The sequence below is a fragment of the Acinetobacter sp. WCHA39 genome, from assembly GCF_002165385.1.
In the GTDB taxonomy this organism is placed as follows: Bacteria; Pseudomonadota; Gammaproteobacteria; order Pseudomonadales; family Moraxellaceae; genus Acinetobacter.
Window position 1 is genome coordinate 1 of the sequence record NZ_NHRP01000035.1, and the last position, 21,583, is coordinate 21,583.

A 21,583-nucleotide genomic window follows, 5' to 3' on the forward strand; every position below is an offset into this window, starting at 1 on the left:
CAGTAAGTTTATTTCGCTACGGTTTGGACTATGTTCAAATGGCTATTCTACGTTTGATTGGTTTTGGAAAAAAAGAAGAATTTAAGAAAGTGCTCGCAATTTTAAGGAAGAAAAAGCCTGATAGGACAAGGGCCCTATGAAATTTGTCGTGTACAAAGGATCAATTTACACTTATTAAAATAAAATGTTATAACATAGTATTATTGATATAAAAAAAGCATGCTTTAATGCATGCTTTTTTAAAAATCTATTTGGTTTAGAAAACAACCGTTTTATTACCATCTACAATAATACGATCTTCCAAATGCCATTTTACAGCGCGAGCCAATACATTACGCTCAACGTCTTCGCCTAACTCACGTAACTGTTCTACATTGTAATCGTGGCTAACACGTTCAACATCTTGTTCAATAATTGGACCTTGATCGAGATCAGCGGTCACGTAATGTGCTGTTGCACCAATCAACTTCACCCCTTTCTCATACGCTTGCTTATAAGGATTTGCACCTACGAAAGCAGGTAAGAATGAATGGTGAATATTGATAATCTTCATTTCCCACTTGGCAACAAAGTCTTCACTCAAAATCTGCATATAACGCGCCAAGATCAATAGATCATTGCCCTGCATCATTTCATCAATTTGCGCATAAGCTTCGACTTTATTGTCTTTATTGACTGGTATTACATGGAATGGGATACCAAAGTTTTCAACCGATTCACGCAAATCTGGATGGTTTGAGATGACTTGGGTAATTTCACATGGCAATGAGCCACGTGCATGGCGCCATAACAATTCCAATAAAGCATGGTCGACTTTAGAAACCAGAATACCCACTTTCTTTAGTTCACCTACAAAAGTGAGTTTCCACTGCATTTCATAACGTTCAGCAACGTTGGCAGCAAAGGTTTGCATTAATGCTTCTTTACGAGATTGCAAATGATCAAGTTCAAACTCAACACGCATGAAATAACGTCCGCCTTGAGCTTCTGTAGCATACTGATCAAGTGCGGTAATATTTGCTCCCTGATGATACAAAAAGCTCGATACGGCTTGCACGATTCCCGGCTTGTCTTCGCAAGTAATCAATAATCGTGCAGTGTGGGCGGTCGTCGTGTTCATGTGGTTAATATCACTTATTGGAATCAAAATTAAAAATCAAGCCGAGCATTCTAGCTCTTTTTTGCTTATGACTAAATACCTACTTATTCATCATCATCATTTTTAAGATTAGATAAACTAGCAAATAAGTCTGACGGCCCCAAAGATTTCAATAATTGTTCATACGTTTGACGACTTTCGCCCATTAAATAAGGGCCTTCCAAAAATACCATTTGTCGTAAAGCTTGCCATACCCATTTTTCTTCCAAATGGTTATTGTCACTGATATGACCAGACATATACAAAAAGTTAGTCCAGTTGGTCAGTACAATCCACAAGTTGATAATCAAAGCTTCAATTTCTGAATCAGTCATCTTCATCAAACCGGCATCCACAAAGGCACGATAAATTTTTTGCCCTTGCTGCATCACCTGCCCTGCAAAACGAGGATAGATTTTTCTGAAGTCTTCATTATTTTCAACAAGATGATAGACATCACGGTGAATAAAGCGATAAGCCCACAACTGATTACTCAAAACTTGGAAATAACTGATTTTATCATTGGCATTTAAAGGTCGATCTGTTGGTAATGCCAGCATTTCCAAAGTTTCAGCCTGATATTGCTGCGCCAATTCTTTAATAATTTCCTGTTTATTACGGAAGTGATAGTACAGATTGCCTGGGCTAATTCCGAGTTCAGCAGCAATATGATTGGTTGTGACCGAACGCTCTCCACGCTCATTAAACAACTGTAAACTGATATGCAGAATTCTATCTTTTGTTTTATTCGGTTTAGCGTGCGACATTGAGTTTAACCATCTATAACATTATCAATAGGTTATAAAACAAACCTATAAAGCGACTTGACAATTTAGAGTATTTACTCTAAAAATTAAAAAATAATAAGCTTTCTTTTGGTCCACTCCTATGAACAGTCAAACAAAAACAACCGCTATGACACCTCATGTTGATGTGAAACGGCTACATGATTTGCTTGAACAGCAAAAAGCAGCTTACCAACGCCATCCTGTGCCAAGCGCCAAAGAACGTATTGAACGCTTAGCTAGACTTAAAAATATCTTGGTAAAATATCAAGATCAATTTGCTAACGCAATTAGTCAAGATTATGGCAATCGTGCCATTATGGAAACCAAAATTGGCGAAGTTCTAACATGTTTAGAACATATCAAATACTATAGCAAGAACTTAACTGAGTGGATGAAACCCTCTAAGCGCCATATCAGTATGTTACACCAACCTGCAAAAGGCTGGGTACAATATCAACCATTAGGTGTGATTGGTATTATTGCACCATGGAACTATCCATTATTACTTTCAGTTGGCCCATTGATCTGCGCAATCGCTGCAGGCAATCATGCAATGATCAAGATTTCGAGTGCATCTTCTCAGTTTGGTGCTGTATTGGAAAATGCACTTGCAGAAGTATTTCCTCAGGAACTTGTGAGTGTTATCAATGGTGGTGGCGCGATTTCAGATGCCTTTAGTCATTTAGCATTTGATAAATTAATTTTCACAGGTTCAACGTCTGTCGGTAAAACCGTGATGGCAGCAGCATCACAGAACTTAGTCCCTGTGATTTTAGAGCTAGGTGGAAAATCGCCTGCTCTTGTACATTCGGCAATGAATATTCGTGATGTGGCACAACGTATTGCGGTAGGTAAACTTTGGAATGCAGGTCAAACTTGCGTTGCACCTGATTACATGTTCCTACCTAAAGGCAAAACGGCAGAATTCACCAAGCACTATAACGACTTTGTGAATACGATGTACCCAACGCTACGAGACAATAAAGATTACACGTCAATTGTAAATGACAAACAATACAATCGTCTTCAAGGCTATTTAGAAGATGCACGTGATCAAGGTGCGACGATCGTCGAGTTAAACAACAAGAAAGAATCTTTAACTGAAGTTCGTAAAATTGCACCAACGTTACTCACAGGTGTAACCACAGAAATGGAAATTATGAAGAATGAGATCTTTGGTCCAATTCTTCCTATTCTAGAATATGAACATATTGAAGATGCACTTCAATTTATCAATAGTCGACCACGTCCACTCGCATTCTACTATTTTGATATTGATATGGCTCGTGCTGATTATGTTGCAGAACGTACCCATTCTGGACATTTTGGTATTAACCAAACCCTCACTCATGTAGCGCAAGATGATCTACCATTTGGTGGTATAGGTGCATCGGGTATGGGCAAATATCATGGTAAAGAAGGCTTCTTCAGCTTCTCTAACGAACGTTCAGTGATGTCTAACCCTGTTAACCCTAAACTTTATAGTTTAAAATTCATTCTGCCGCCGTACAACAAACCAACGCATAAACTGCTTTTGAAAACACTATTCCGTTAAGCTGATCAAGGCATGATCTATCACACTAGATCATGTCCTGTTTTTACCAAATTCGCTTGTCTTTTAATCGTATTTTTGGTATAAAACGCCCCTTGAATGATTTCATCCGTTTACTTGAATGGCTAGTTGCACGAAACGGTGCTATATAAACTAGCAATGGAGTTCACCATGTCTAAGGTTTGCCAAGTTACCGGCAAGCGTCCTATCGTTGGTAACAACGTATCGCACGCAAACAACAAAACCAAACGCCGGTTCGAGCCGAACCTGCACCACCACCGTTTTTGGTTAGAAAGCGAAAAGCGTTTTGTACGTCTTCGTTTAACCACTAAAGGTATGCGTATTATTGATAAATTGGGTATTGAGAAAGTTGTTGCTGATCTCCGTGCTCAAGGTCAAAAGATCTAAGGAGTCTGAACAATGCGTGATAAAATCCGCCTCGTTTCTACAGCTGGTACAGGTTATTTCTATACCACTACTAAGAACAAACGTACTATGCCGGAAAAAATGGAAATCAAAAAATTTGATCCAAAAATCCGTCAACACGTAATCTTCAAAGAAGCTAAAATTAAATAATTTTAGTTTTCTTAAAAAAACGACTTCAATTGAAGTCGTTTTTTTTGCTAAAAAAAATGTTTTGGCTAAAATAAAATGAATCACTATTTCATAATTTTTTTTGATAAATAAAAAAATTTTCATCAACAAATCCGATTTTACTTGTTACAATTTATTCGCTGTTTTCTTGGCATGTTTTATGCTGAATTATTTGTACCTTAACCGCAATGATTAAGGAGTTTCAATGCCTCATGATGTTGATTTAATTATATTACTTGCCGTCGGTTTCGGTATAGCACTTATTTTTGGCTATATTGCCGCACGTTTAGGTCTACCACCATTAATTGGTTATTTGGTAGCAGGTATTATTATAAGCCCTAACACCCCAGGTATCGTGGCAGATATACATCTCGCCAATCAACTTGCCGAAATCGGGGTAATGTTCTTAATGTTTGGCGTAGGGATGCATTTTTCCCTCAATGATTTATTACTTGTTCGTCGTATCGCCCTGCCCGGTGCGATTTTACAAATCGCTGTAGCAACACTCTTAGGTGCCGCTGTATCTATGTTTTGGGGCTGGAGTTTTGGTTCTGCACTGATTTTTGGTTTAAGTTTATCGTGTGCAAGTACCGTAGTATTACTCAAAGCACTGAGTGATCGTGGTTTACTCGATTCTGTCAATGGCAAAATTGCAGTGGGTTGGCTTTTGGTTGAAGATCTTGTTATGGTCTTGGTCTTAGTTTTATTACCTGCAACAGCTGTTCTACTTGGTGGACACCCATTAGCTGGAACGGATACATCTCAAAATATTTGGATCACCATCGGTCTAACATTACTCAAAGTAACAGGTTTTATCGCCTTCATGCTGATTATTGGGAAGCGCTTAATCCCTAAAATTATGCAATTGGTTGCTCGTTTAGGTTCTCGTGAATTATTTACACTTACCGTCGTTGCTGCTGCCGTTTCGATTGCTTATGGTTCTTATGCGATCTTTGGTGTCTCAATGGCATTAGGTGCTTTCTTTGCTGGCATGGTCGTAAAAGAATCCGATTTCAGCCATAGAGCAGAAGAAGAGACACTTTCATTGCGTGAAATCTTTGCGATCTTATTTTTTGTTTCAGTGGGAATGTTATTCGACCCAAAAATTTTAATTGAACAACCTTTACATATTTTAGTTGTCGTTGCCATTATCATGATTGGTAAGACTTTAGCAGCAATGGCTTTAGTTTTATTCTTCCGCTACCCAATTAATACAGCTCTCACTGTAGGCGCTAGTTTGGCACAAATTGGGGAGTTTTCATTCATTTTAGCAACATTGGGCTTGTCACTTGGTCTACTCACCCCAGATGCACAAAACTTGATTCTTGCTGGTGCGTTATTTTCAATAACTTTAAATTCATTTGTATTTTCAGCGATTGAACCCGCTCAACGCTGGATACGAGAACGCTCACATTTAGCTCGCTTATTAGAACGCAGTGGCGACCCGCTTGCCATGCTTCCAGATGAAGTTGATCAAGCTTATTTACGCGATCAGGTGGTGATCATTGGCTATGGTGGCGTAGGACGCCGCATTAGTGAAAACCTGATGCAACAGAATATCAAGGTCGTGATTGCTGAGGAAAATCGTGAGATTGTTGAAAAACTGCGTGCCCAAGGAATGGCTGCCGTAAGCGGTGAAGCGACTGAACCTTATGTACTCATACAAGCCCATATTCAGCATGCTCGCTTATTGGTTATTTCCCCTATGGATATTTTAGACATTCATCGTATTGTCGATATTGCAAAGCAATTGAATCCTGAGATTCAGGTCTTGATCTGTGCTGAAAGCAAGGAAGAGGCTACTGTTATTCGCGATGAAAATATTGGTGAAGTTTTCTATGCGAAAGAAGAAATGGCGAAGAATATGAGCCATCATATCCTGAACCAAATTGAGCTTGCTCATCAAAGTACGTTACATTAACAATCTATTTTCAAATTAAAGCATCTAATACCAATTATTCAGATAGTTGGTATTTTTTATCTTTTAAATTTCAGTCTTATGATTTAAAGCTAAAATCCAAATACTTAATAACATTTAACCCTCGTATTTGCTCAATGCTTTTGAAAGCTGACGAAGTGTTTTGATTTGTTTGCCATAACGGCGACAAGAACGACAAGCAAATAAATGTAATTTTAGATTGCTCTGCTCTATAAACTGAAGTGGTCTATCCTGTTTCTCGGAAATTAATTGTGTTGCTTGTCGGCAAGTTAGCATGCGCAATCCCCCTTAAGTAACCATTTATTTTCTAGACATTCACGTAATCTAGTTCGGCTTCTATACACCAAGACATTAAAATTTGAGACAGTAATCTCAAAACACGAACTTAAACCCAATTAACTCTTATTAAATAGATGAAAATAGAGAATACGCCCACTGTAGACACAATGAACAGAATTAAAGTCATTCCAATGAGTTAACACCTGAACGATGCTAAATAGCATTTAAAGAAAACCCCAACGAGTGTGCAGCATCAATACCGTCCGAAATGTATAGATTAAATATTTGTGGTAGTATTGCGCGCAATTGGAAATCTCTTAATCAAGCTAGAAGAGTTTCGTTGTTTGATGCTCACGCTCAATGTATCCAAATATTTAGTCATAGCGTCTGTTCGATCAGATCAATCGGTTGCGCTTTGCCGAAAATGTTTGGACATACATCAGTGATGAATTCTTACTTTAAGTTTATTTCCCACTATTTGTCATAAATAGTCTATTTTCCAATCCGCTCAATCATTTTATTAGGTTGTTTAACACTGAATAAAGGCATGATTTTTTATGAATATTGAAAAAACTCAGACACCACGAATCAGTGTTGCACCCATGATGGATTGGACAAGTGAAATTTTCTTTATAATTTAAATCAACAACTTATCGAAAAAATTTAATTTTTTAGGCGTAAAATAGACGCAAATAACGTCCATATTTTGTCCAATTTCAAGTACCTATTATTCTTATTTTACTTGATTATTTTTTACTCAATTTGGTAGCTCATTTGGTATTGAGCCACTTATTGGGGTACCTATTGAGCCACCTAGTTTTATAAACTCAATCTATATCTTTGCTTCGGACTTTTTGGTTTGTCTGGAATAGTGCGTTCAATCAACCCTACTTCTATCGCTGGATTAAGATAATTCTGCTGAAATGTCGGACGATGAGACAAACCCAGTAAGGTCATCAGTTCTATCAAACTATACTCTTTTTGCCCCATGACAGAAACAAGACGTTGAACATGATCGCCATCTTGTACGGTAGCTTGATCGGTATCATGTACGGTGACTTGATCGGTGGTTGATGAACTCTGAATGGCATCAAAAATCATCTGTAAAATAAATTCTATAAAGGGTGCAGAATCAGTCTGATCTGTACTTGCCTGTAAAGCATCGTAATAAGCTTTTTGATTTTGATAAATCAGACTTTCAACGGGAATATTGGCAAAAATTGGATTCCACTTGGTGAGGATTAAAGTTTGCCAAAGTCGTCCCATCCGACCATTACCATCAGCAAAGGGATGGATAAATTCAAATTCATAATGAAATACGGAACTGGTTATTAGCGGATGTTCATCACTTTGTTCTAACCATTGCAATAAATCATTCATTAAGCGTACAACTTGGCTTGCTGGCGGAGCCAAATGGACAACTTGATCACCAGACATCACGCCAACACCACCTTGACGGTACTGTCCAACCTCATCAATCAATCCAGCCATTAAAACTTGGTGAGCCTTTAATAAATCTTGCTCACGAGCTGGCTGCCATTGCTGAAACTGTTCATAGGCTTTAATGGCGTTACGTACTTCTTGAATTTCTTTAGGTGGGGCAATAACAGGTTTACCATTTAAAATTGCTGTGATCTGTTCTTCACTGAGGGTATTTCCCTCAATCGCAAGTGAACCTTGAATCGTTCTGATTCGATTGGCTTTTCTAAGTTTCAGTTCATCTTGAATCTGTACAAGTACCGTCAAACGTCCTAAAGCTTCACTAATCTGCGAGATTAAATGAATAATTTTAGAACTAATCTTATACGGTGGTTGGTATTTCATTTTAGCTGTTACTCGTATCCTGCATTAACAGGTCTAAAAACCTAAAATATATCTATCGCTAAAAACAATTCTTTCAACACTGCTTAGAATTTGGTAGTAAAGAATAGAGTAGAAATCCTCAATTAGGACAATTATAACAAATTTAGCAAGTATATTTATTGATTGTTGATATGTCTCAAGTTATCCACAAATAATCCGTTATCCGTTCAACACTAAAACTAGATCAAAATTTTAAGCGTTAAAAATTGTGTAGATATATATTTCTCTTTATCACCTTCATCTTAGTATTGTTTTTGATATAAGAAATCACTTCTTTGTATTTGTCCTTTTAATTTTTAAATGTAATATATTAAACAAATAAGTTGAGTATATTACATGAAAATATCCTTGCTCATATCCTCACTGCCTACGCAGAACACAACTACTCGGATGAGAGTCTGGCGATCTCTCAAAGCAAGTGGTGCAGCAATTCTAAGAGATGGGGTCTACTTACTCCCTATTTCCCATAGTGAAAAGTTTGATCCTATTGCTAATGATGTTATCTCAGAACAAGGGACTGCTTATGTATTTCACGCAGACCAGCCTATAAACCTTGAATTAGCACCTTGTTTCAGTCGCAAAGAAGAATACGACACTATCTATAAACAACTCTCTGAGTTAAGAGATCGACAAACTAAAGATGAAAAGAAAGAGTTGCTCAAGCAAGTTCGTAAACTGAGAAAAAGTATCGATGCACTCGTAGAAATTGACTATTACCCTGATGAGACTCAAGCACAGGTTTTAAATGAGCTTTCCTCTTTAGAACTTTCAATTGCACGTCTTGGTGAAGTGAATGAACCTCAAGCAATACAAGCCCATATTCAACCTCTAGATAAAACGAATTATCAAAACAGAATTTGGGCAACTCGCAAAAGACCTTGGATTGATCGTCTAGCTTCTGCGTGGTTAATCAAGACATTTATTGATACTTCACCAACATTCATTTGGTTAGAAACACCGAGTGACTGCCCACAAGAAGCATTAGGATTCGATTTTGATGGTGCAACTTTCAGCCACATCAATCATTGGGTGACTTTCGAGGTTCTTTTACATAGTTTTAATTTAGAAACACCTGCATTAAAGAAAATCGCTGAAATTGTCCATTACCTTGATATCGGGGGGATTGAACCTCCTGAAGCATTAGGTATTGAAAAAGTTATCCAAGGTATTCGCAGTCAAATTAGTAATGATGACCAGCTATTTGAATTATCCAATCATATTTTTGATGGCTTATATGCCAACCTCTCAAGAGAATAATCATGGAACAAGAACTTGTTATCAAGTCAGAGCAAGAAATACAGCCTATTTCATTTTGGCAAGCATTTCTGTTTTGGCTTAAATTGGGGTTTATTAGTTTTGGTGGACCAGCGGGGCAAATCGCTGTTATGCACCAAGAACTCGTTGAACAAAAACGCTGGATTTCTGAAAAACGTTTTTTACATGCTCTCAACTACTGCATGTTACTGCCTGGGCCTGAAGCACAACAATTAGCAACCTATATCGGCTGGTTGATGCATAGAACCGTTGGTGGATTAGTTGCAGGAATTCTATTTGTATTACCCTCTCTATTTATCCTGATTGGTCTGTCATGGGTTTATGTAAAATTTGGTGATGTTCCTATTATTGCAGGGCTTTTTTATGGAATTAAACCTGCTGTTGTTGCGATCGTTTTTCATGCGACCTATCGGATTGGTAGCCGATCATTAAAGAATAAGTTTTTATGGGCAATCGCTGCACTTGCATTCATCGCTATATTCTTTTTTAACCTACCATTCCCCTTAATCGTTCTAACGGCTGCGATCATTGGATATTTGGCAAGTAAAAAATATCCAAGCGTTTTTACAGGTGGTGGCTCACACCAACAAGCTAAAAAAGATTATGGTCCTGCATTAATTGATGATGATACACCAACCCCTGAACATGCCATATTTAGCTGGAAGCACTTAGGGAAAATATTATTTATCGGTGCAATTCTATGGTTTATCCCAATTATCAGTTTGGCTCTAACGCTTGGTTGGGATCATGCCTATACACAAATGGCTTGGTTCTTTACTAAAGCTGCACTGCTCACATTCGGTGGTGCTTATGCGGTATTACCTTATGTTTATCAAGGTGCCGTTAATTTTTATAGTTGGTTGAGTCCAACACAAATGATCGATGGTTTAGCCCTTGGAGAAAGTACCCCAGGTCCTCTAATCATGGTTGTTGCCTTTGTAGGATTTCTAGGTGGCTTTAATCATGCTCTATTGGGTAATGAACATCTGTTCTTAGCAGGGGCATTGGGTGCTGTGATTGTGACTTGGTTTACTTTTCTATTTTCTTTCATTTTTATTCTTGCTGGTGCTCCAGTGATTGAATCAACTCACAATGAATTAAAATTTACTGCACCTCTGACGGCAATCACGGCTGCTGTTGTTGGTGTAATTTTAAATCTTGCACTTTTCTTCAGTTATCACATTTTATGGCCAAATGGCTTCAATCATCCATTCAATTATGAAGCAATGATTATTGCGATTGCAGCATTTATTGCCTTGTTCCATTTTGAAGTCAAAGTCATGTATGTCATTTTTGCTTCTGCATTCTGTGGCTTGATTTTGTATATTGGTGCATAAATTTTTAGTTTTTAATAAAAAAGGAAGCTTAGCTTCCTTTTTTTATACCATTAGTGGCAGTGACGATCCCCTGTCTTGCTATTCGTATGGCAGCCTGAAGAATCAGTACCACCTGAATGAGCAAAAGCATTTGTTACCGCAAGCCCCATTAAACATACCAAGATTAGTTTTTTCATATTGTTTCCCTTTTTTATTGAATGATAAAACAAGTTTGAAATTGTACAACAAACAAACGATGTACTTCTAAGCCATTAGTCGAAAAGAATTATTTAGGCCATTTTTGATGGTAGTCATCAATCACATATTCATGCACATGCACACCATTGATTTGATGCTGAATCACATGTTCATGGTCTGCGGGTAAATCATCATGGCTATGTACCAAAACACCATCATCTTTAGTTGTCCATAAGCGTAATGCGAGAATGAGAGCAACAACGGCAATAACTGCCATAGGAATAAAAGTCTGTAAAGTTCCGATGTTGGTGCTTAACCATCCAACCAATGGATAAGTGATCAACCAACAAGCATGAGAGAAAGCAAATTGGGCAGCAAACAATGACGTTCTATTCTCACTTGATGCAGACTTGCGAATCAAGCGACCTGTAGGTGTTTGTGAAACCGAATATCCAATACCAAGGACAAACCAAAGTGCTAACAAACCATTATAAGATGCAATCAAAGAACCACTGAATAATCCAATGACAAGAATTGTAGTTCCCGTCAACATAACAGAGCGATCAGGAAATTTATCCAAGAGCTTTGGCAAAACAAAAGCAGATAACATTGACCCAAGTCCAAAAAGACCAAATGCCCATGTCGTTGCGTTTTCGGTAAGTTTAAATGTCGATTGAACCAATACAACAGTATTTACAATCACAACAGCACTCGCCGAAGCAATGGCTAGATTTAAAGCAAGCAACGCCTTAAGTCTTGGCGTATTAAAATAAATTTTAGCTCCCTGCTTGATACGGCTATAAACACCTCTAAACTCAGGCACTTTGGCGACTGGTAATTTTGCACTTACCACAAACAAAGCAGAACCGATAAAACCTAATACTGTTCCTAAGAACAGATTGTGATAACTCATCAGAGTAAGTAGAAAGCCTGCCAACATTGGGCTGATAATGTTTTCTAAATCATAGGCTAATCGAGACAATGACAAAGCATTGGTATAGTCTTTTTCTTCAGGCAGAACATCTGGAATCATTGCCTGAAATGTTGGCGTAAATGCAGCAGATGCAGATTGCAGAATAAAAATGAGAATATAGATTTGCCAGATTTGTGTCACAAATGGTAGGCACAAAGCTGTTAATGCTCGGATAATATCCAATCCAACCAATACCTGTTTTCTTGGTAATCGCTCTGCAAATGCTGATGCTATAGGTGCTACACCGATATAAGCAATCATCTTAATTGCCAAAGCAATACCAAGAACTTGAGCAGCTTCTCCCTTGGCAATATCGTATGCCTGTAAAGCTAGGGCGATCGTGATTAACCCTGTTCCAATGAGTGCAATCACTTGGGCCAAGAACAAATGCCGATATGTGGTATTTTTTAGTACTTCTAGCATTTTATGGATTCCTTTTTAGAATCTGACATCTATAACGATTAAATCTCCTTGGAAGACTATTCCAAGGAGATTGATTAAAGCTTAAAAGACTTTCTTCATTTCACTAAACTGTCCTTCTACAAGTAGAGTTACAGTCACTGGATTTTCTGTACGGTTACGCCAGAACCAACCATGTTTACCATCAAAAGCTGCTTTTAAGACACCTTGTTGAGTTGTCTCATTCTTGCCTTTTCCATAGCCATGATAGAACCCTTTAGAGGCATTTACGGGATCACCATGAGTATCATAGTTAAGACCACCTCCTACAGCTTTCCAATCAAAGTTGACACTTGCACTTTGTGGCATCGTTAGTTTTACCTCTGTTGCCTGCCCAGGTTTTAACTCAATACTAATGCTCTCTTTATTAATCGCAGGCATGGTCATCTGAACAGTATCAATTGCCATTTGAGTCGGAGTTTCTACTGACATTTCTTCAACACTATTCACTACCTGTTGAGCATTGAGACCATTCACTGATTCTTGAGCGAGTGATTGTTTGATTTCACCCATTTTCGTTAAGCCAAGCACTTTACCTATACCCGTCGGATCAATCGCATACTCCGCAGGCATGACACAGGTAACCAACACGACCACAGCACTAACGGCAGCTATCGCTGTTGATTTAATTAACTTTCTTGATGAAGGTAATTCGATATCTTTTGGAATTTCAGCGTTATACATAATTTAGATCCTTATTGAGTAATGAAGCCAGTAAGTTGATAGCCAACAAGTAAAAAACCGAGGAACATGAGGAAAACATTGCTTTGATAGGCTGTTTTAAAGAAATATGGTGTCTTTCTCCAAAACGTCATCAATAACAAGATGATGCACAGAGCCATAAACTGACCTAATTCAACCCCAATATTGAATGAGATTAAATTTGCCAACAGTCCATCACTTGGAACCTCATATTCCTGAATTTTTACTGCGAGTCCAAAACCATGAATCAGACCAAAAATTAAAGTCGCTACTTTCATGTTTGGTTGAAAACCAAACCAACGCTGATAAGCCCCCAAATTATCAAGAGCCTTATAAACAATTGAAAAACCAATGATTGCATCAATGATGTAAGCATTTATCGAGATATTGTAATAAACACCCACGAGCATGGTAATCGAATGCCCAAGTGCAAATAGGCTGACGTACAAGCCGATATCTTTCATTCGATATAAAAAGAAGATAATGCCAACAAGAAATAATAAATGGTCATATCCAGTGACCATATGCTTCGCACCCAAATAGATGAATGGAATCACATGAACGCCATAAATTTCTTGAATGTAGCCCTTATCACCTTCTGCTACGCCATGAGCAAAAAGTGTAGGACTTGCCAATGTAATGAATAAAGTAAGTAATCGCTTTATGTAAGCACTTAATTTCACAATGTGTGAATCAATAATTTGCATGTATATCAAACTCCAAAATTTAAAATGAATTGAAAATCCATTCACTTTTTGGGCGGTTTAAAAATACGGCTTATCATCAAAAAAACATATTCTTTACACCAATCTAGAATCGATATCCCCTTTAATAGATGAGCTAAAGCAATCGATTTAAGTACGTCATAACCAACAAAATGTTCATAGTAGTTATCCTGATGACCATGTGAATGTTGTTGGCTGACCTCATGATGATGAGAATGAATTGCGTCAATTGAAACGTGTCTCTGAAATTCATTTTCAGTTACATGCTCATTAAAGTGCAAACATAAAGCGAGACTGATCATGCAGACTAGCCACATCATCACAAATTTGCTTTGTTTATCTCGCAATATATTTGTCATTAAAGATGCCTCTAAACAACCTGTTCAGCGGCATCGTTTGATTTTCTTGACCGACCTTGGTTAAACCACACATATAAGGTCGGCAAAATAATCAAAGTCAGTAAGGTTGATGAAATAATCCCACCAATAACGACAGTTGCAATTGGACGTTGAACTTCAGAACCAATACCTACGTTTAAAGCCATTGGAATAAAGCCTAAAGAAGCCACTAAAGCTGTAATCAAAACAGGGCGCAGTCGTTCCATTGCACCATGTCTCACCGCATCAACGACACTTTCCCCTTGCATTCGAAGCCTTTGAATGGCAGAAACAAGAACTAAGCCATTCAGCACAGCCACACCTGACAATGCGATAAAGCCGACGGCAGCAGAAATTGAGAATGGAATATCCCGTAAAGCTAAAGCGATCACACCACCTGTTAATGCAAATGGTACGCCTGTGAATACCAAGACACTGTTTCTAACATTACCTAAAGCCATGTAGATCATGGCAAAGATCAGAATTAAAGCAATTGGAACAACAACCATGAGTCGATTCGATGCAGACTCCATTTGTTCAAATGTACCACCCCAAGTCAGCCAGTAGCCTTCTGGTAATTTAAAATCTGCATTCAGCTTAGATTGTGCTTCTGCAATGTAACTACCAATATCTGTACCACGGACATTTGCTGTGATGACGATACGACGCTTACCATTCTCACGAGAAATTTGGTTTGGTCCTTGAACATTTTTTAACTCGATCAATTCTGATAAAAGTACACTTGAACCATCAGGCAGATTCACAGGAACTTGATAGAGTTTTTCTAAGTCTGTGACAGAGTTTTGATCCATTCGAACAACAATATCGAACTTTCGATCACCTTCAAATACCTTACCTGCTGTCTCACCAGTGATGAGGCTAGAAACCTGTTGCTGTACATCCTCAGCATCAAGCCCATAGTTGGCAATCATGTCTTTTTTCAGCTCGACAGATACCATGGGTAAACCCGTCATCTGTTCAACTTTCAAGTCAGCAGTACCATTCACTCCCTCTAAAATTTTAGCGGCAGCGTTTGCTGATTCAAGTAGTTGACCTAGATCATCACCATATATTTTCACAGCAACATCGGTACGGACACCTGAAATAAGTTCGTTAAAGCGCATTTGAATCGGCTGAGTGAACTCGTAATTATTTCCATAAACACCTTTAGCTACTCGTTCAATATCTGCAACGACTTCCGCTTTTGGTTTCTTTGGATTTGGCCACTCGCTACGTGGCTTCAACATGACAAAGTTATCAGCCACATTGGGTGGAACTGGGTCAGTGGCGATTTCTGCTGTTCCAACTTTGGCAAACATGGTCTGAACTTCAGGAATTTTCACAATTTCTTTTTCAAGCGTGTATTGCATTTCAACGGCTTGAGTTAATGAAGTACCTGGGATACGCAAAGCATGTAATGCCACATCCCCCTCATCTAAAGAAGGTATAAATTCTGAACCTAAACGAGTTGAAAGGCTTGCACTGAATATAAAAAATATTGAGACAAAGGCGATCAGTAGATATCTGTGATTTAAAGACCAATCTAAAATTGGGCTATAAAACTTCTTAACAAAATGAACAATTTTTGACCCTTCTTCTTTAATTTCACCTGTAGTAACTAATGCCACCATTGCAGGGACAAAGGTAATTGAAAGAATCATTGCGCCAACTAAAGCCATAACAACCGTTGCAGCCATTGGTGTAAACATCTTGCCTTCAACACCAGTCAAAGTCATCACTGGTAGATAAACCAAAATAATGATCAATTGACCATAAAGAATCGCTTTTCGAGATTCCTTTGTTGCTTCAAATACAGTCGTAAAGCGTTCTTTTTGAGTCAGAATACGTCCTAACTCTTTTTGCTTCATGGCTAATTTAGCGAGAGATGCCTCGACAATAACCACAGCACCATCAACAATAATTCCGAAATCGAGTGCACCTAAACTCATTAAATTGGCACTGATCTTTTGGTTGACCATGCCTGTGATTGTCATCAACATGGATAACGGAATCACCATCGCAGTAATCAGAGCTGCACGGAAATGACCTAAGAATATGAAAAGCACCACAATGACCAGAATTGCACCTTCAAGTAAATTCTTCTTCACTGTTTGAATCGTTGCATCAACTAAAGTTGTTCGGTTGTAAACTGCTTTAGCTTCAACACCTTCAGGTAGCGACTTTTGAACCTGTTGTAGCTTTTGATCTACAGCATGAGCAACATTTCGAGAGTTTTCGCCAATAAGCATGAATGCCGTACCCAGTACAATTTCTTGCCCATCTTTGGTCGCAGCACCTGTCCGTAATTCATGACCAATCGATATTTTGGCAACATCTTTCAATCTGAGGATATAACCATTACTCGACGTGATCGGAATATTTTGGATTTGTTCAATCGAGTTAATTTGAGAATCAGAACGGATTAAATACTGCTCACCATTTTTTTCAATGTACCCTGAACCTTTGTTCATGCTGTTCTTAGAGATCGCCTCTAAAATAGCTTTCTGATCCAACCCTATGCTACGCAAATAAGCATAATCAGGTTGAACAACAAATTGTTTAAGATAACCACCAATGGTATTGATTTCATTCACACCCTCAACATTTCGAAGCTGAGGTTTAATGACCCAATCTTGCAAGGTTCTTAATTCAGTGGGTGAAAGTGGGTTTAGACTATTCTTGGCATTCTCAACGGTATACATGAAGATTTCGCCAAGCCCTGTGGAAACAGGACCCATTGAAGTCGATATGCCGCTTGGCAATGTTGGTGTCACGCCTTGCAATTTTTCATTGACAATTTGACGGGCAAAATAGATGTCCGTCCCCTCCTTAAATATCGCCGTGACCTGAGATAAACCGTATCTCGACACAGAACGTGTATATTCAAGATTAGGGATACCTGCCAAAGCTGTTTCAATCGGGTAAGTGACTTGTGACTCCATCTCCATAGGAGACAAGCCTTGTGCTTCACTGTTGATTTGGACTTGTACATTTGTGATATCAGGAACAGCATCAATAGGTAGTTTAAAATAGTTATAAACACCCAATGCACCTACGAATAAGAAGACGATCAGTACAAGCCAACGATTCTTAATCGAAAGCTTAACAATTTGGTCAAACATGCTGCTACCCCTTAATGATCATGAGTAGCGCCAGATTTACCTAGCTCTGCTTTTAATAAATAAGAATTGCCTGCCGCATAAACCTGACCTGCTTTTAAGCCTGACTTAACTTCAACAAACCCGTTATATTTTTCACCCAACTCTAATGGACGTGCTTCAAAATCATTGCCTACACGAATGAACACCACATCCCAATCACGGAAGTTTTGTAAAGCATCTTCACGAACCACCATCGGCTTCAAACTTTGATTTTCAAAAATATGTGCGGTGATCAATTGACCTGAACGCCATTTAAATTGGTTGGCAACTTCAACAAAGACTTGAGCAGTACGTGTTTTTGGATCAATGACATCACTGATGTATTTGATCGTCCCCAATGCTTCTTCTGTGCCCGATTGAATTTGAGGTTTTACAGTCACCTTAGCATTCGGGTTAATTATATTCAGCTTATCCGCAGGAACGTTGACTACTGCAAGTAATTGAGATGTATTGGCTATTTTAAATAATGGTGTAGCTGGTGTAACGTTTGATCCAACAGCCCCCAGCACTTGTAATACTGTGCCAGACATCGCAGCCCGAACCTCAGTTGTACCGTTGCTTGAGCCACCATAAGAGCTGATTAAATTGTTCAATTCATTTGCACGAATCTGAGCATCATCAAATTCACGCTTTGCATTAATGTAGTCAATTTCAGGCGATACTCGTTTTTGAAATAGCGTTCGCTCTTGCTCCATTTTTTTACGTGCAAATTGCAAATTATCCACTGCAATAGAACGCTCAGCATTTAAGCGGATCAAGTCTTGGCTTTGTACTGTAGCTAATAAATCACCTTGACTTACTTTATCGCCAATCGTGCGATATGTTTTGATGAGTGTTCCACTTGCTTTCGGTGTGATAAAACTTTCAAAATTATCAGGGAACTTCAATTCTCCTTTTAACTCTAAAGCATTTTCAAACATCATGGATTCAACTTTTAAAAGCTCTAAACCGCTGCTCTTGATACTACTGTCCAACATGGTGACACGACCTTCTTTGGTGTCCCATTTCCACGTATGTTTTTTACCTTGATAATCAACATTGACAATCATCAAAAATGAATGTGGTTCATAGACAATTTCATTACCGATCAAGTAATCACTCTCTGGTTTAAATTGAATATTTTGCTCTGCATCCAAACGTTTGATGTAGACATTTGCCGTTAACGCTTCAGGTTTAAGCGGTTTATCTTTGAAATACCCATAAACACGGAGATGTGGTTCTACGCCCTGCTCAAAGATTTTCACTTCCGCTGAGAAATCGCCATCACGATATAAACGTCCACCATGAGGTCCTTTCTCGTCACCTGCTACTGCAACTTTTACTTCTGTTGCTTCCCCATGTGCTGAAGAAGACTGAGTCTTTTGACCTGTCTTGTACCATGCCACAGCACATAACACGACAAGCAAGGCAATAATGCCCGTAGCCATTAAAGTATTGGTTGGTTTATTCATATTCTTGCCCTTATTCTTGATCTAAATGAGTAATGTAGTTGCGCTCGACTTCTGCAATTTCTGTCTGCAAAGCCAACCACAAATCGAATCGAGCAAGATGTTTGTCTAACCAAATTTGCTTAATGCTATTGAACTCAAGTAACGAGTTTTTCCCTGCTTGGTATCCCATCTCTGCAATGCGAAGACTTTCATTGGTTGCGGGCAAAACGGTTTGATCATATTGATGGATCACATCGATTAAGTTAGAAACCTCAATGGACTTGTTTTCCAGTTCAATTTTAGAATTACGGCTAACCCATACGGACTGCGTTTCAGCTTTCATCTGTTCCGCTTGGGCAATCGCAATATTGCCTTTATTTCGATTGAAGATATTGAGTGGTATTGAGGTTGAAACTTGGAAAACCTTGTCATTGGTTTCTTGATAGTTTTTGACTCCAATACCCAAAGTGATATCAGGTATTGCTTCTTTACGGGCGAGTTCAAATTGTGTCTTTTTCAATTTTGAACTCAGAATCGCTTCTTGCTCAGCCAAACTAATTTTGTCTGTGAAATTAAAACTTAGAGGAACTTCTAAAGCGTTACTTGGTAGATTTGATGTGAACTTAGAGCACAGATTCTTCTGAAACTGCCCCTTTTTCACTTCATTTTGATAACGTAGTTTTGATTCAGATGAAAGTGCTGCACTGAGCTGAGCATCCGAAGGAATGACTCGCCCAAACTTGAGCCTTTCCGAAAGAACATTGGCTTGTCTTGCATTCAACTTGCTTTCTGATGAGTAAATTTCAGCACGTTGAGTTGCCACATACCAGTTCGCCATGCAGATTCTTAAATCTGCTTTGAGTTCAGCCTGACGCTTTGCTATGTCGAACTGATTACGATCACCTTGAAAACTCGCAATCTGTTTTCTCAAGGAAAGTTTATTACTGAGAGGAACCTCTTGTGACAGTCCCAACAAGGTTGTTGGACCATCCAAATCCTTCAATTTGGAATTACCGAGATTATCCAACTCAACATTGAAAGTCGGATTATTTAATCTACCAGCAAACTTTTGATTGATTTCATAAGCTTGCTCGGACTGCTGTAAGCTATTGAGTACAGCATCACTTGCGATAACCTGCTTTTGTAGTTCAGCATAATTCGTTTCCGCAAATGCGTTTGCTGCCGTTACTACAAAACCACAGCTAAGAAATAGCTGATAAATTTTAGACATGACTTTACCTATACAAAAAAATGAAGAATTATTTTTTGTATAGAAAAATCAATTTCTTAGAACAATAAGAGCTTTTGTATAGGTATAAGAATTACGTAAAATAAATATTCTTTTTCTAAAGTCAAATACCCGAATCTGATGTTCAGATAACTTTAAGAACAGAAAAATAAGAGCAGTGATAAAACTTAGAATAAACACAGGGTCTATGCTTAGATCACTATCAGAAGAAATAGGCTTCACCGAGTGATGGTAGATTGGCTCATCAAAATTCTTCCAACTATGTACTTCTGCCTCATGATCAGCAGTACTTCTGGGAGAATCCTTTGAGTGCTGCAAAGACCAATGACTAGATGCATCATCTTCCACAACAATACTTAATTCATGTTGGTGTTCAATATTTTCAAGTAAAACAGGTGCCCACGCATGAACTCCCGTAATTGTTATCGTAAACAAGAACAGGATAAATGCGAGTATAAGCTTAGACAACCTACTTGAACGCATAACGATGGACATACTTCTGATTTGCTAACAAAATACTAAAAAGCGTTATTAAAGTAAATCCATCTCTTAGATATTCTAGAAGTGAATATCTTCTTATCTATAGACTAAAATCTGCAAAAAAAAAGAGTACGAGTACTCTTTTCTAATTAAATTCATTTCAATTCAAAGCCTGCACCGACTGCTGCAAGCCTTTCTGAATATCCTGCACATGGCTCAGGTCATGTGTTTGTTGAGACTGTTCTGGTCTTGATTCATCTGTATAAAATTCCTCAACAATATCCAGCCCCTCTTCACCTCCCACCTCAAAGCTGGCATTGCCATAACCCTGCCGTGCCACATGGTCCAACGCCTCCTGATAAAATCCTACTGCCTTGCTTTGTTCATCGATCTGATTGGCTGAACTAATCGCATCTTTCAGGTTTGTGCCATCCCTTAAGGTTAAATCCACGTAGTAGATCGGGGTACGGTAGCTTTGAGTGGTACTCTTGCCTCTTAGCATTAGTTGCAATGGTAAACATGAAAGCAAGTCACCCGATGCCGCATGATAGTAACGAAGCCGTGCTGCCAATGTTCGAATACTATTAAAACCAGTGGTTCTAAAGATGAAGGTGCCAAACTCATCCGATTCATCTAAATTCACATACAACCGTCCGTAGGGTTTGCACAGCCCACCTTGTGCCAATGGGCATAAATCAGGGGATGGGCATGGATGTTGTTCAATGCCATTCTGTCCGAGTCGCTGACAGGTTTCTCCATTACCTGAACATATTAAGCGTCCAGTTTGTCGATCAAATAGGCTGTACTCCGCTCGTAGATTCAGCTCAGGGTCATTAAAGATCATACGGACTGGAATACTTCTCAGCTTTTGGTTCTGATTGGGTGCTTTGGCACGTAGTTGCTCATCCAGTGGATGTTTGACCCAGCCTTCTTTGTTTTGAATTTGGCTGGTAATGGTAAATTGGTCATCTTTTTCGGGGAGTCGTTTACCATTCTTTTCGACGATCTTGCCAATACTGATACGCCCTAAAACAGGTGGTGTAATTGCTAAGCCTTTAATCATGGTGATGTCCTCTATAGTGATG

20 protein-coding genes and 2 pseudogenes are annotated in these 21,583 nt (G+C 38.6%); 7 read left to right on the plus strand and 15 right to left on the minus strand.

Going from position 1 to position 21,583, the window contains the following annotated elements:
• Positions 1-140, plus strand: a pseudogene (locus CDG56_RS14020) (IS4 family transposase); the annotation flags it as partial.
• 116 nt (positions 141-256) lie between these two features.
• Here the strand turns inward: CDG56_RS14020 and purU are convergent.
• Both purU and CDG56_RS14030 read right to left on the minus strand, forming a co-directional pair.
• On the minus strand, positions 257-1,120 hold the full coding sequence (gene purU, locus CDG56_RS14025) for a formyltetrahydrofolate deformylase (protein ID WP_004680545.1): 864 nt from the start codon (positions 1,118-1,120) through the stop codon (positions 257-259).
• Between the two features lie 83 nt (positions 1,121-1,203).
• Positions 1,204-1,905, minus strand: a complete 702-nt coding sequence (locus CDG56_RS14030; protein WP_005162445.1) for a TetR/AcrR family transcriptional regulator — start codon at positions 1,903-1,905, stop codon at positions 1,204-1,206.
• 121 nt (positions 1,906-2,026) lie between these two features.
• On the opposite strand from CDG56_RS14030, the gene CDG56_RS14035 reads away from it, so the two are divergent.
• The 4 genes from CDG56_RS14035 (at position 2,027) to CDG56_RS14050 (ending at position 5,993) form a co-directional block, all read left to right on the plus strand.
• Positions 2,027-3,481, plus strand: coding sequence for a coniferyl aldehyde dehydrogenase (locus tag CDG56_RS14035; protein ID WP_087548231.1), 1,455 nt, complete (start codon positions 2,027-2,029; stop codon positions 3,479-3,481).
• Positions 3,482-3,649: 168 nt separating this feature from the next.
• Positions 3,650-3,886 carry a 50S ribosomal protein L28 gene (gene rpmB, locus CDG56_RS14040; protein WP_004649871.1) on the plus strand — a complete coding sequence of 79 codons (237 nt, stop codon included), beginning with the start codon at positions 3,650-3,652 and terminating at the stop codon, positions 3,884-3,886.
• 12 nt (positions 3,887-3,898) lie between these two features.
• Positions 3,899-4,054, plus strand: coding sequence for a 50S ribosomal protein L33 (rpmG, locus tag CDG56_RS14045; protein ID WP_003654787.1), 156 nt, complete (start codon positions 3,899-3,901; stop codon positions 4,052-4,054).
• Positions 4,055-4,277: 223 nt separating this feature from the next.
• On the plus strand, positions 4,278-5,993 hold the full coding sequence (locus CDG56_RS14050; RefSeq protein WP_087548232.1) for a cation:proton antiporter: 1,716 nt from the start codon (positions 4,278-4,280) through the stop codon (positions 5,991-5,993).
• A gap of 114 nt (positions 5,994-6,107) precedes the next feature.
• On the opposite strand, the gene CDG56_RS14055 is transcribed toward CDG56_RS14050, so the two are convergent.
• The 3 genes and pseudogenes from CDG56_RS14055 to CDG56_RS14065 form a co-directional block, all read right to left on the minus strand.
• Positions 6,108-6,287 (minus strand): zf-HC2 domain-containing protein, encoded by a 180-nt coding sequence (locus CDG56_RS14055; protein ID WP_087548233.1) that lies wholly within the window; start codon positions 6,285-6,287, stop codon positions 6,108-6,110.
• A pseudogene (locus CDG56_RS14060) lies at positions 6,281-6,379 on the minus strand (RNA polymerase subunit sigma); the annotation flags it as partial. The pseudogene CDG56_RS14060 and the gene CDG56_RS14055, both read right to left, overlap by 7 nt.
• Before the next feature lie 730 nt (positions 6,380-7,109).
• Entirely contained in the window at positions 7,110-8,114 is a 1,005-nt protein-coding gene (locus tag CDG56_RS14065) for a Fic family protein (RefSeq protein ID WP_087548234.1), read from the minus strand.
• 375 nt (positions 8,115-8,489) lie between these two features.
• Between CDG56_RS14065 and CDG56_RS14070 the strand changes: the two genes are divergently transcribed.
• Positions 8,490-9,410 carry a chromate resistance protein ChrB domain-containing protein gene (locus CDG56_RS14070; protein WP_087548235.1) on the plus strand — a complete coding sequence of 307 codons (921 nt, stop codon included), beginning with the start codon at positions 8,490-8,492 and terminating at the stop codon, positions 9,408-9,410.
• 2 nt (positions 9,411-9,412) lie between these two features.
• A complete protein-coding gene (chrA, locus tag CDG56_RS14075; RefSeq protein WP_087548236.1) occupies positions 9,413-10,765 on the plus strand; it encodes a chromate efflux transporter in 1,353 nt (450 codons plus the stop codon).
• A gap of 50 nt (positions 10,766-10,815) precedes the next feature.
• Here chrA and CDG56_RS16955 read toward each other — a convergent pair whose 3' ends face one another.
• The 10 genes from CDG56_RS16955 to CDG56_RS14120 all read right to left on the minus strand — a co-directional run bounded on the left by CDG56_RS16955 (position 10,816) and on the right by CDG56_RS14120 (position 21,561).
• Positions 10,816-10,941, minus strand: coding sequence for a YHYH domain-containing protein (locus tag CDG56_RS16955; RefSeq protein WP_000733641.1), 126 nt, complete (start codon positions 10,939-10,941; stop codon positions 10,816-10,818).
• An 89-nt stretch (positions 10,942-11,030) separates the two neighbouring features.
• Positions 11,031-12,338 carry an MFS transporter gene (locus CDG56_RS14080; protein ID WP_004804434.1) on the minus strand — a complete coding sequence of 436 codons (1,308 nt, stop codon included), beginning with the start codon at positions 12,336-12,338 and terminating at the stop codon, positions 11,031-11,033.
• Between the two features lie 81 nt (positions 12,339-12,419).
• Entirely contained in the window at positions 12,420-13,058 is a 639-nt protein-coding gene (locus CDG56_RS14085; protein ID WP_087548237.1) for a transmembrane anchor protein, read from the minus strand.
• A gap of 11 nt (positions 13,059-13,069) precedes the next feature.
• Positions 13,070-13,783, minus strand: a complete 714-nt coding sequence (locus CDG56_RS14090) for a HupE/UreJ family protein (protein ID WP_087548238.1) — start codon at positions 13,781-13,783, stop codon at positions 13,070-13,072.
• 41 nt (positions 13,784-13,824) lie between these two features.
• On the minus strand, positions 13,825-14,160 hold the full coding sequence (locus CDG56_RS14095) for a hypothetical protein (protein ID WP_005058248.1): 336 nt from the start codon (positions 14,158-14,160) through the stop codon (positions 13,825-13,827).
• 11 nt (positions 14,161-14,171) lie between these two features.
• Entirely contained in the window at positions 14,172-17,300 is a 3,129-nt protein-coding gene (locus CDG56_RS14100; protein ID WP_087548239.1) for an efflux RND transporter permease subunit, read from the minus strand.
• Positions 17,301-17,311: 11 nt separating this feature from the next.
• Positions 17,312-18,790, minus strand: coding sequence for an efflux RND transporter periplasmic adaptor subunit (locus CDG56_RS14105; protein ID WP_087548240.1), 1,479 nt, complete (start codon positions 18,788-18,790; stop codon positions 17,312-17,314).
• A gap of 10 nt (positions 18,791-18,800) precedes the next feature.
• On the minus strand, positions 18,801-20,000 hold the full coding sequence (locus tag CDG56_RS14110; RefSeq protein WP_087548241.1) for a TolC family protein: 1,200 nt from the start codon (positions 19,998-20,000) through the stop codon (positions 18,801-18,803).
• Positions 20,001-20,048: 48 nt separating this feature from the next.
• Positions 20,049-20,501: a hypothetical protein gene (locus tag CDG56_RS14115; protein ID WP_087548250.1), complete on the minus strand. Its 453-nt coding sequence runs from the start codon at positions 20,499-20,501 to the stop codon at positions 20,049-20,051.
• 157 nt (positions 20,502-20,658) lie between these two features.
• Positions 20,659-21,561: a hydrolase or metal-binding protein gene (locus CDG56_RS14120; protein ID WP_087548242.1), complete on the minus strand. Its 903-nt coding sequence runs from the start codon at positions 21,559-21,561 to the stop codon at positions 20,659-20,661.
• Positions 21,562-21,583 lie beyond the last annotated feature (22 nt).

What these genes read in the sequence shown, in the direction of transcription:
- rpmB (WP_004649871.1), top strand. Translation starts at nt 3,650, where the DNA reads ATGTCTAAGGTTTGCCAAGTTACCGGCAAGCGTCCTATCGTTGGTAAC.
- CDG56_RS14050 (WP_087548232.1), top strand. Translation starts at nt 4,278, where the DNA reads ATGCCTCATGATGTTGATTTAATTATATTACTTGCCGTCGGTTTCGGT.
- purU (WP_004680545.1), bottom strand. Translation starts at nt 1,120, where the DNA reads ATGAACACGACGACCGCCCACACTGCACGATTATTGATTACTTGCGAA.
- chrA (WP_087548236.1), top strand. Translation starts at nt 9,413, where the DNA reads ATGGAACAAGAACTTGTTATCAAGTCAGAGCAAGAAATACAGCCTATT.
- CDG56_RS14085 (WP_087548237.1), bottom strand. Translation starts at nt 13,058, where the DNA reads ATGTATAACGCTGAAATTCCAAAAGATATCGAATTACCTTCATCAAGA.
- CDG56_RS14090 (WP_087548238.1), bottom strand. Translation starts at nt 13,783, where the DNA reads ATGCAAATTATTGATTCACACATTGTGAAATTAAGTGCTTACATAAAG.
- CDG56_RS14100 (WP_087548239.1), bottom strand. Translation starts at nt 17,300, where the DNA reads ATGTTTGACCAAATTGTTAAGCTTTCGATTAAGAATCGTTGGCTTGTA.
- CDG56_RS14065 (WP_087548234.1), bottom strand. Translation starts at nt 8,114, where the DNA reads ATGAAATACCAACCACCGTATAAGATTAGTTCTAAAATTATTCATTTA.
- CDG56_RS14110 (WP_087548241.1), bottom strand. Translation starts at nt 20,000, where the DNA reads ATGTCTAAAATTTATCAGCTATTTCTTAGCTGTGGTTTTGTAGTAACG.
- rpmG (WP_003654787.1), top strand. Translation starts at nt 3,899, where the DNA reads ATGCGTGATAAAATCCGCCTCGTTTCTACAGCTGGTACAGGTTATTTC.
- CDG56_RS14115 (WP_087548250.1), bottom strand. Translation starts at nt 20,501, where the DNA reads ATGCGTTCAAGTAGGTTGTCTAAGCTTATACTCGCATTTATCCTGTTC.
- CDG56_RS14035 (WP_087548231.1), top strand. Translation starts at nt 2,027, where the DNA reads ATGAACAGTCAAACAAAAACAACCGCTATGACACCTCATGTTGATGTG.
- CDG56_RS16955 (WP_000733641.1), bottom strand. Translation starts at nt 10,941, where the DNA reads ATGAAAAAACTAATCTTGGTATGTTTAATGGGGCTTGCGGTAACAAAT.
- CDG56_RS14120 (WP_087548242.1), bottom strand. Translation starts at nt 21,561, where the DNA reads ATGATTAAAGGCTTAGCAATTACACCACCTGTTTTAGGGCGTATCAGT.
- CDG56_RS14080 (WP_004804434.1), bottom strand. Translation starts at nt 12,338, where the DNA reads ATGCTAGAAGTACTAAAAAATACCACATATCGGCATTTGTTCTTGGCC.
- CDG56_RS14070 (WP_087548235.1), top strand. Translation starts at nt 8,490, where the DNA reads ATGAAAATATCCTTGCTCATATCCTCACTGCCTACGCAGAACACAACT.
- CDG56_RS14105 (WP_087548240.1), bottom strand. Translation starts at nt 18,790, where the DNA reads ATGAATAAACCAACCAATACTTTAATGGCTACGGGCATTATTGCCTTG.
- CDG56_RS14055 (WP_087548233.1), bottom strand. Translation starts at nt 6,287, where the DNA reads ATGCTAACTTGCCGACAAGCAACACAATTAATTTCCGAGAAACAGGAT.
- CDG56_RS14030 (WP_005162445.1), bottom strand. Translation starts at nt 1,905, where the DNA reads ATGTCGCACGCTAAACCGAATAAAACAAAAGATAGAATTCTGCATATC.
- CDG56_RS14095 (WP_005058248.1), bottom strand. Translation starts at nt 14,160, where the DNA reads ATGACAAATATATTGCGAGATAAACAAAGCAAATTTGTGATGATGTGG.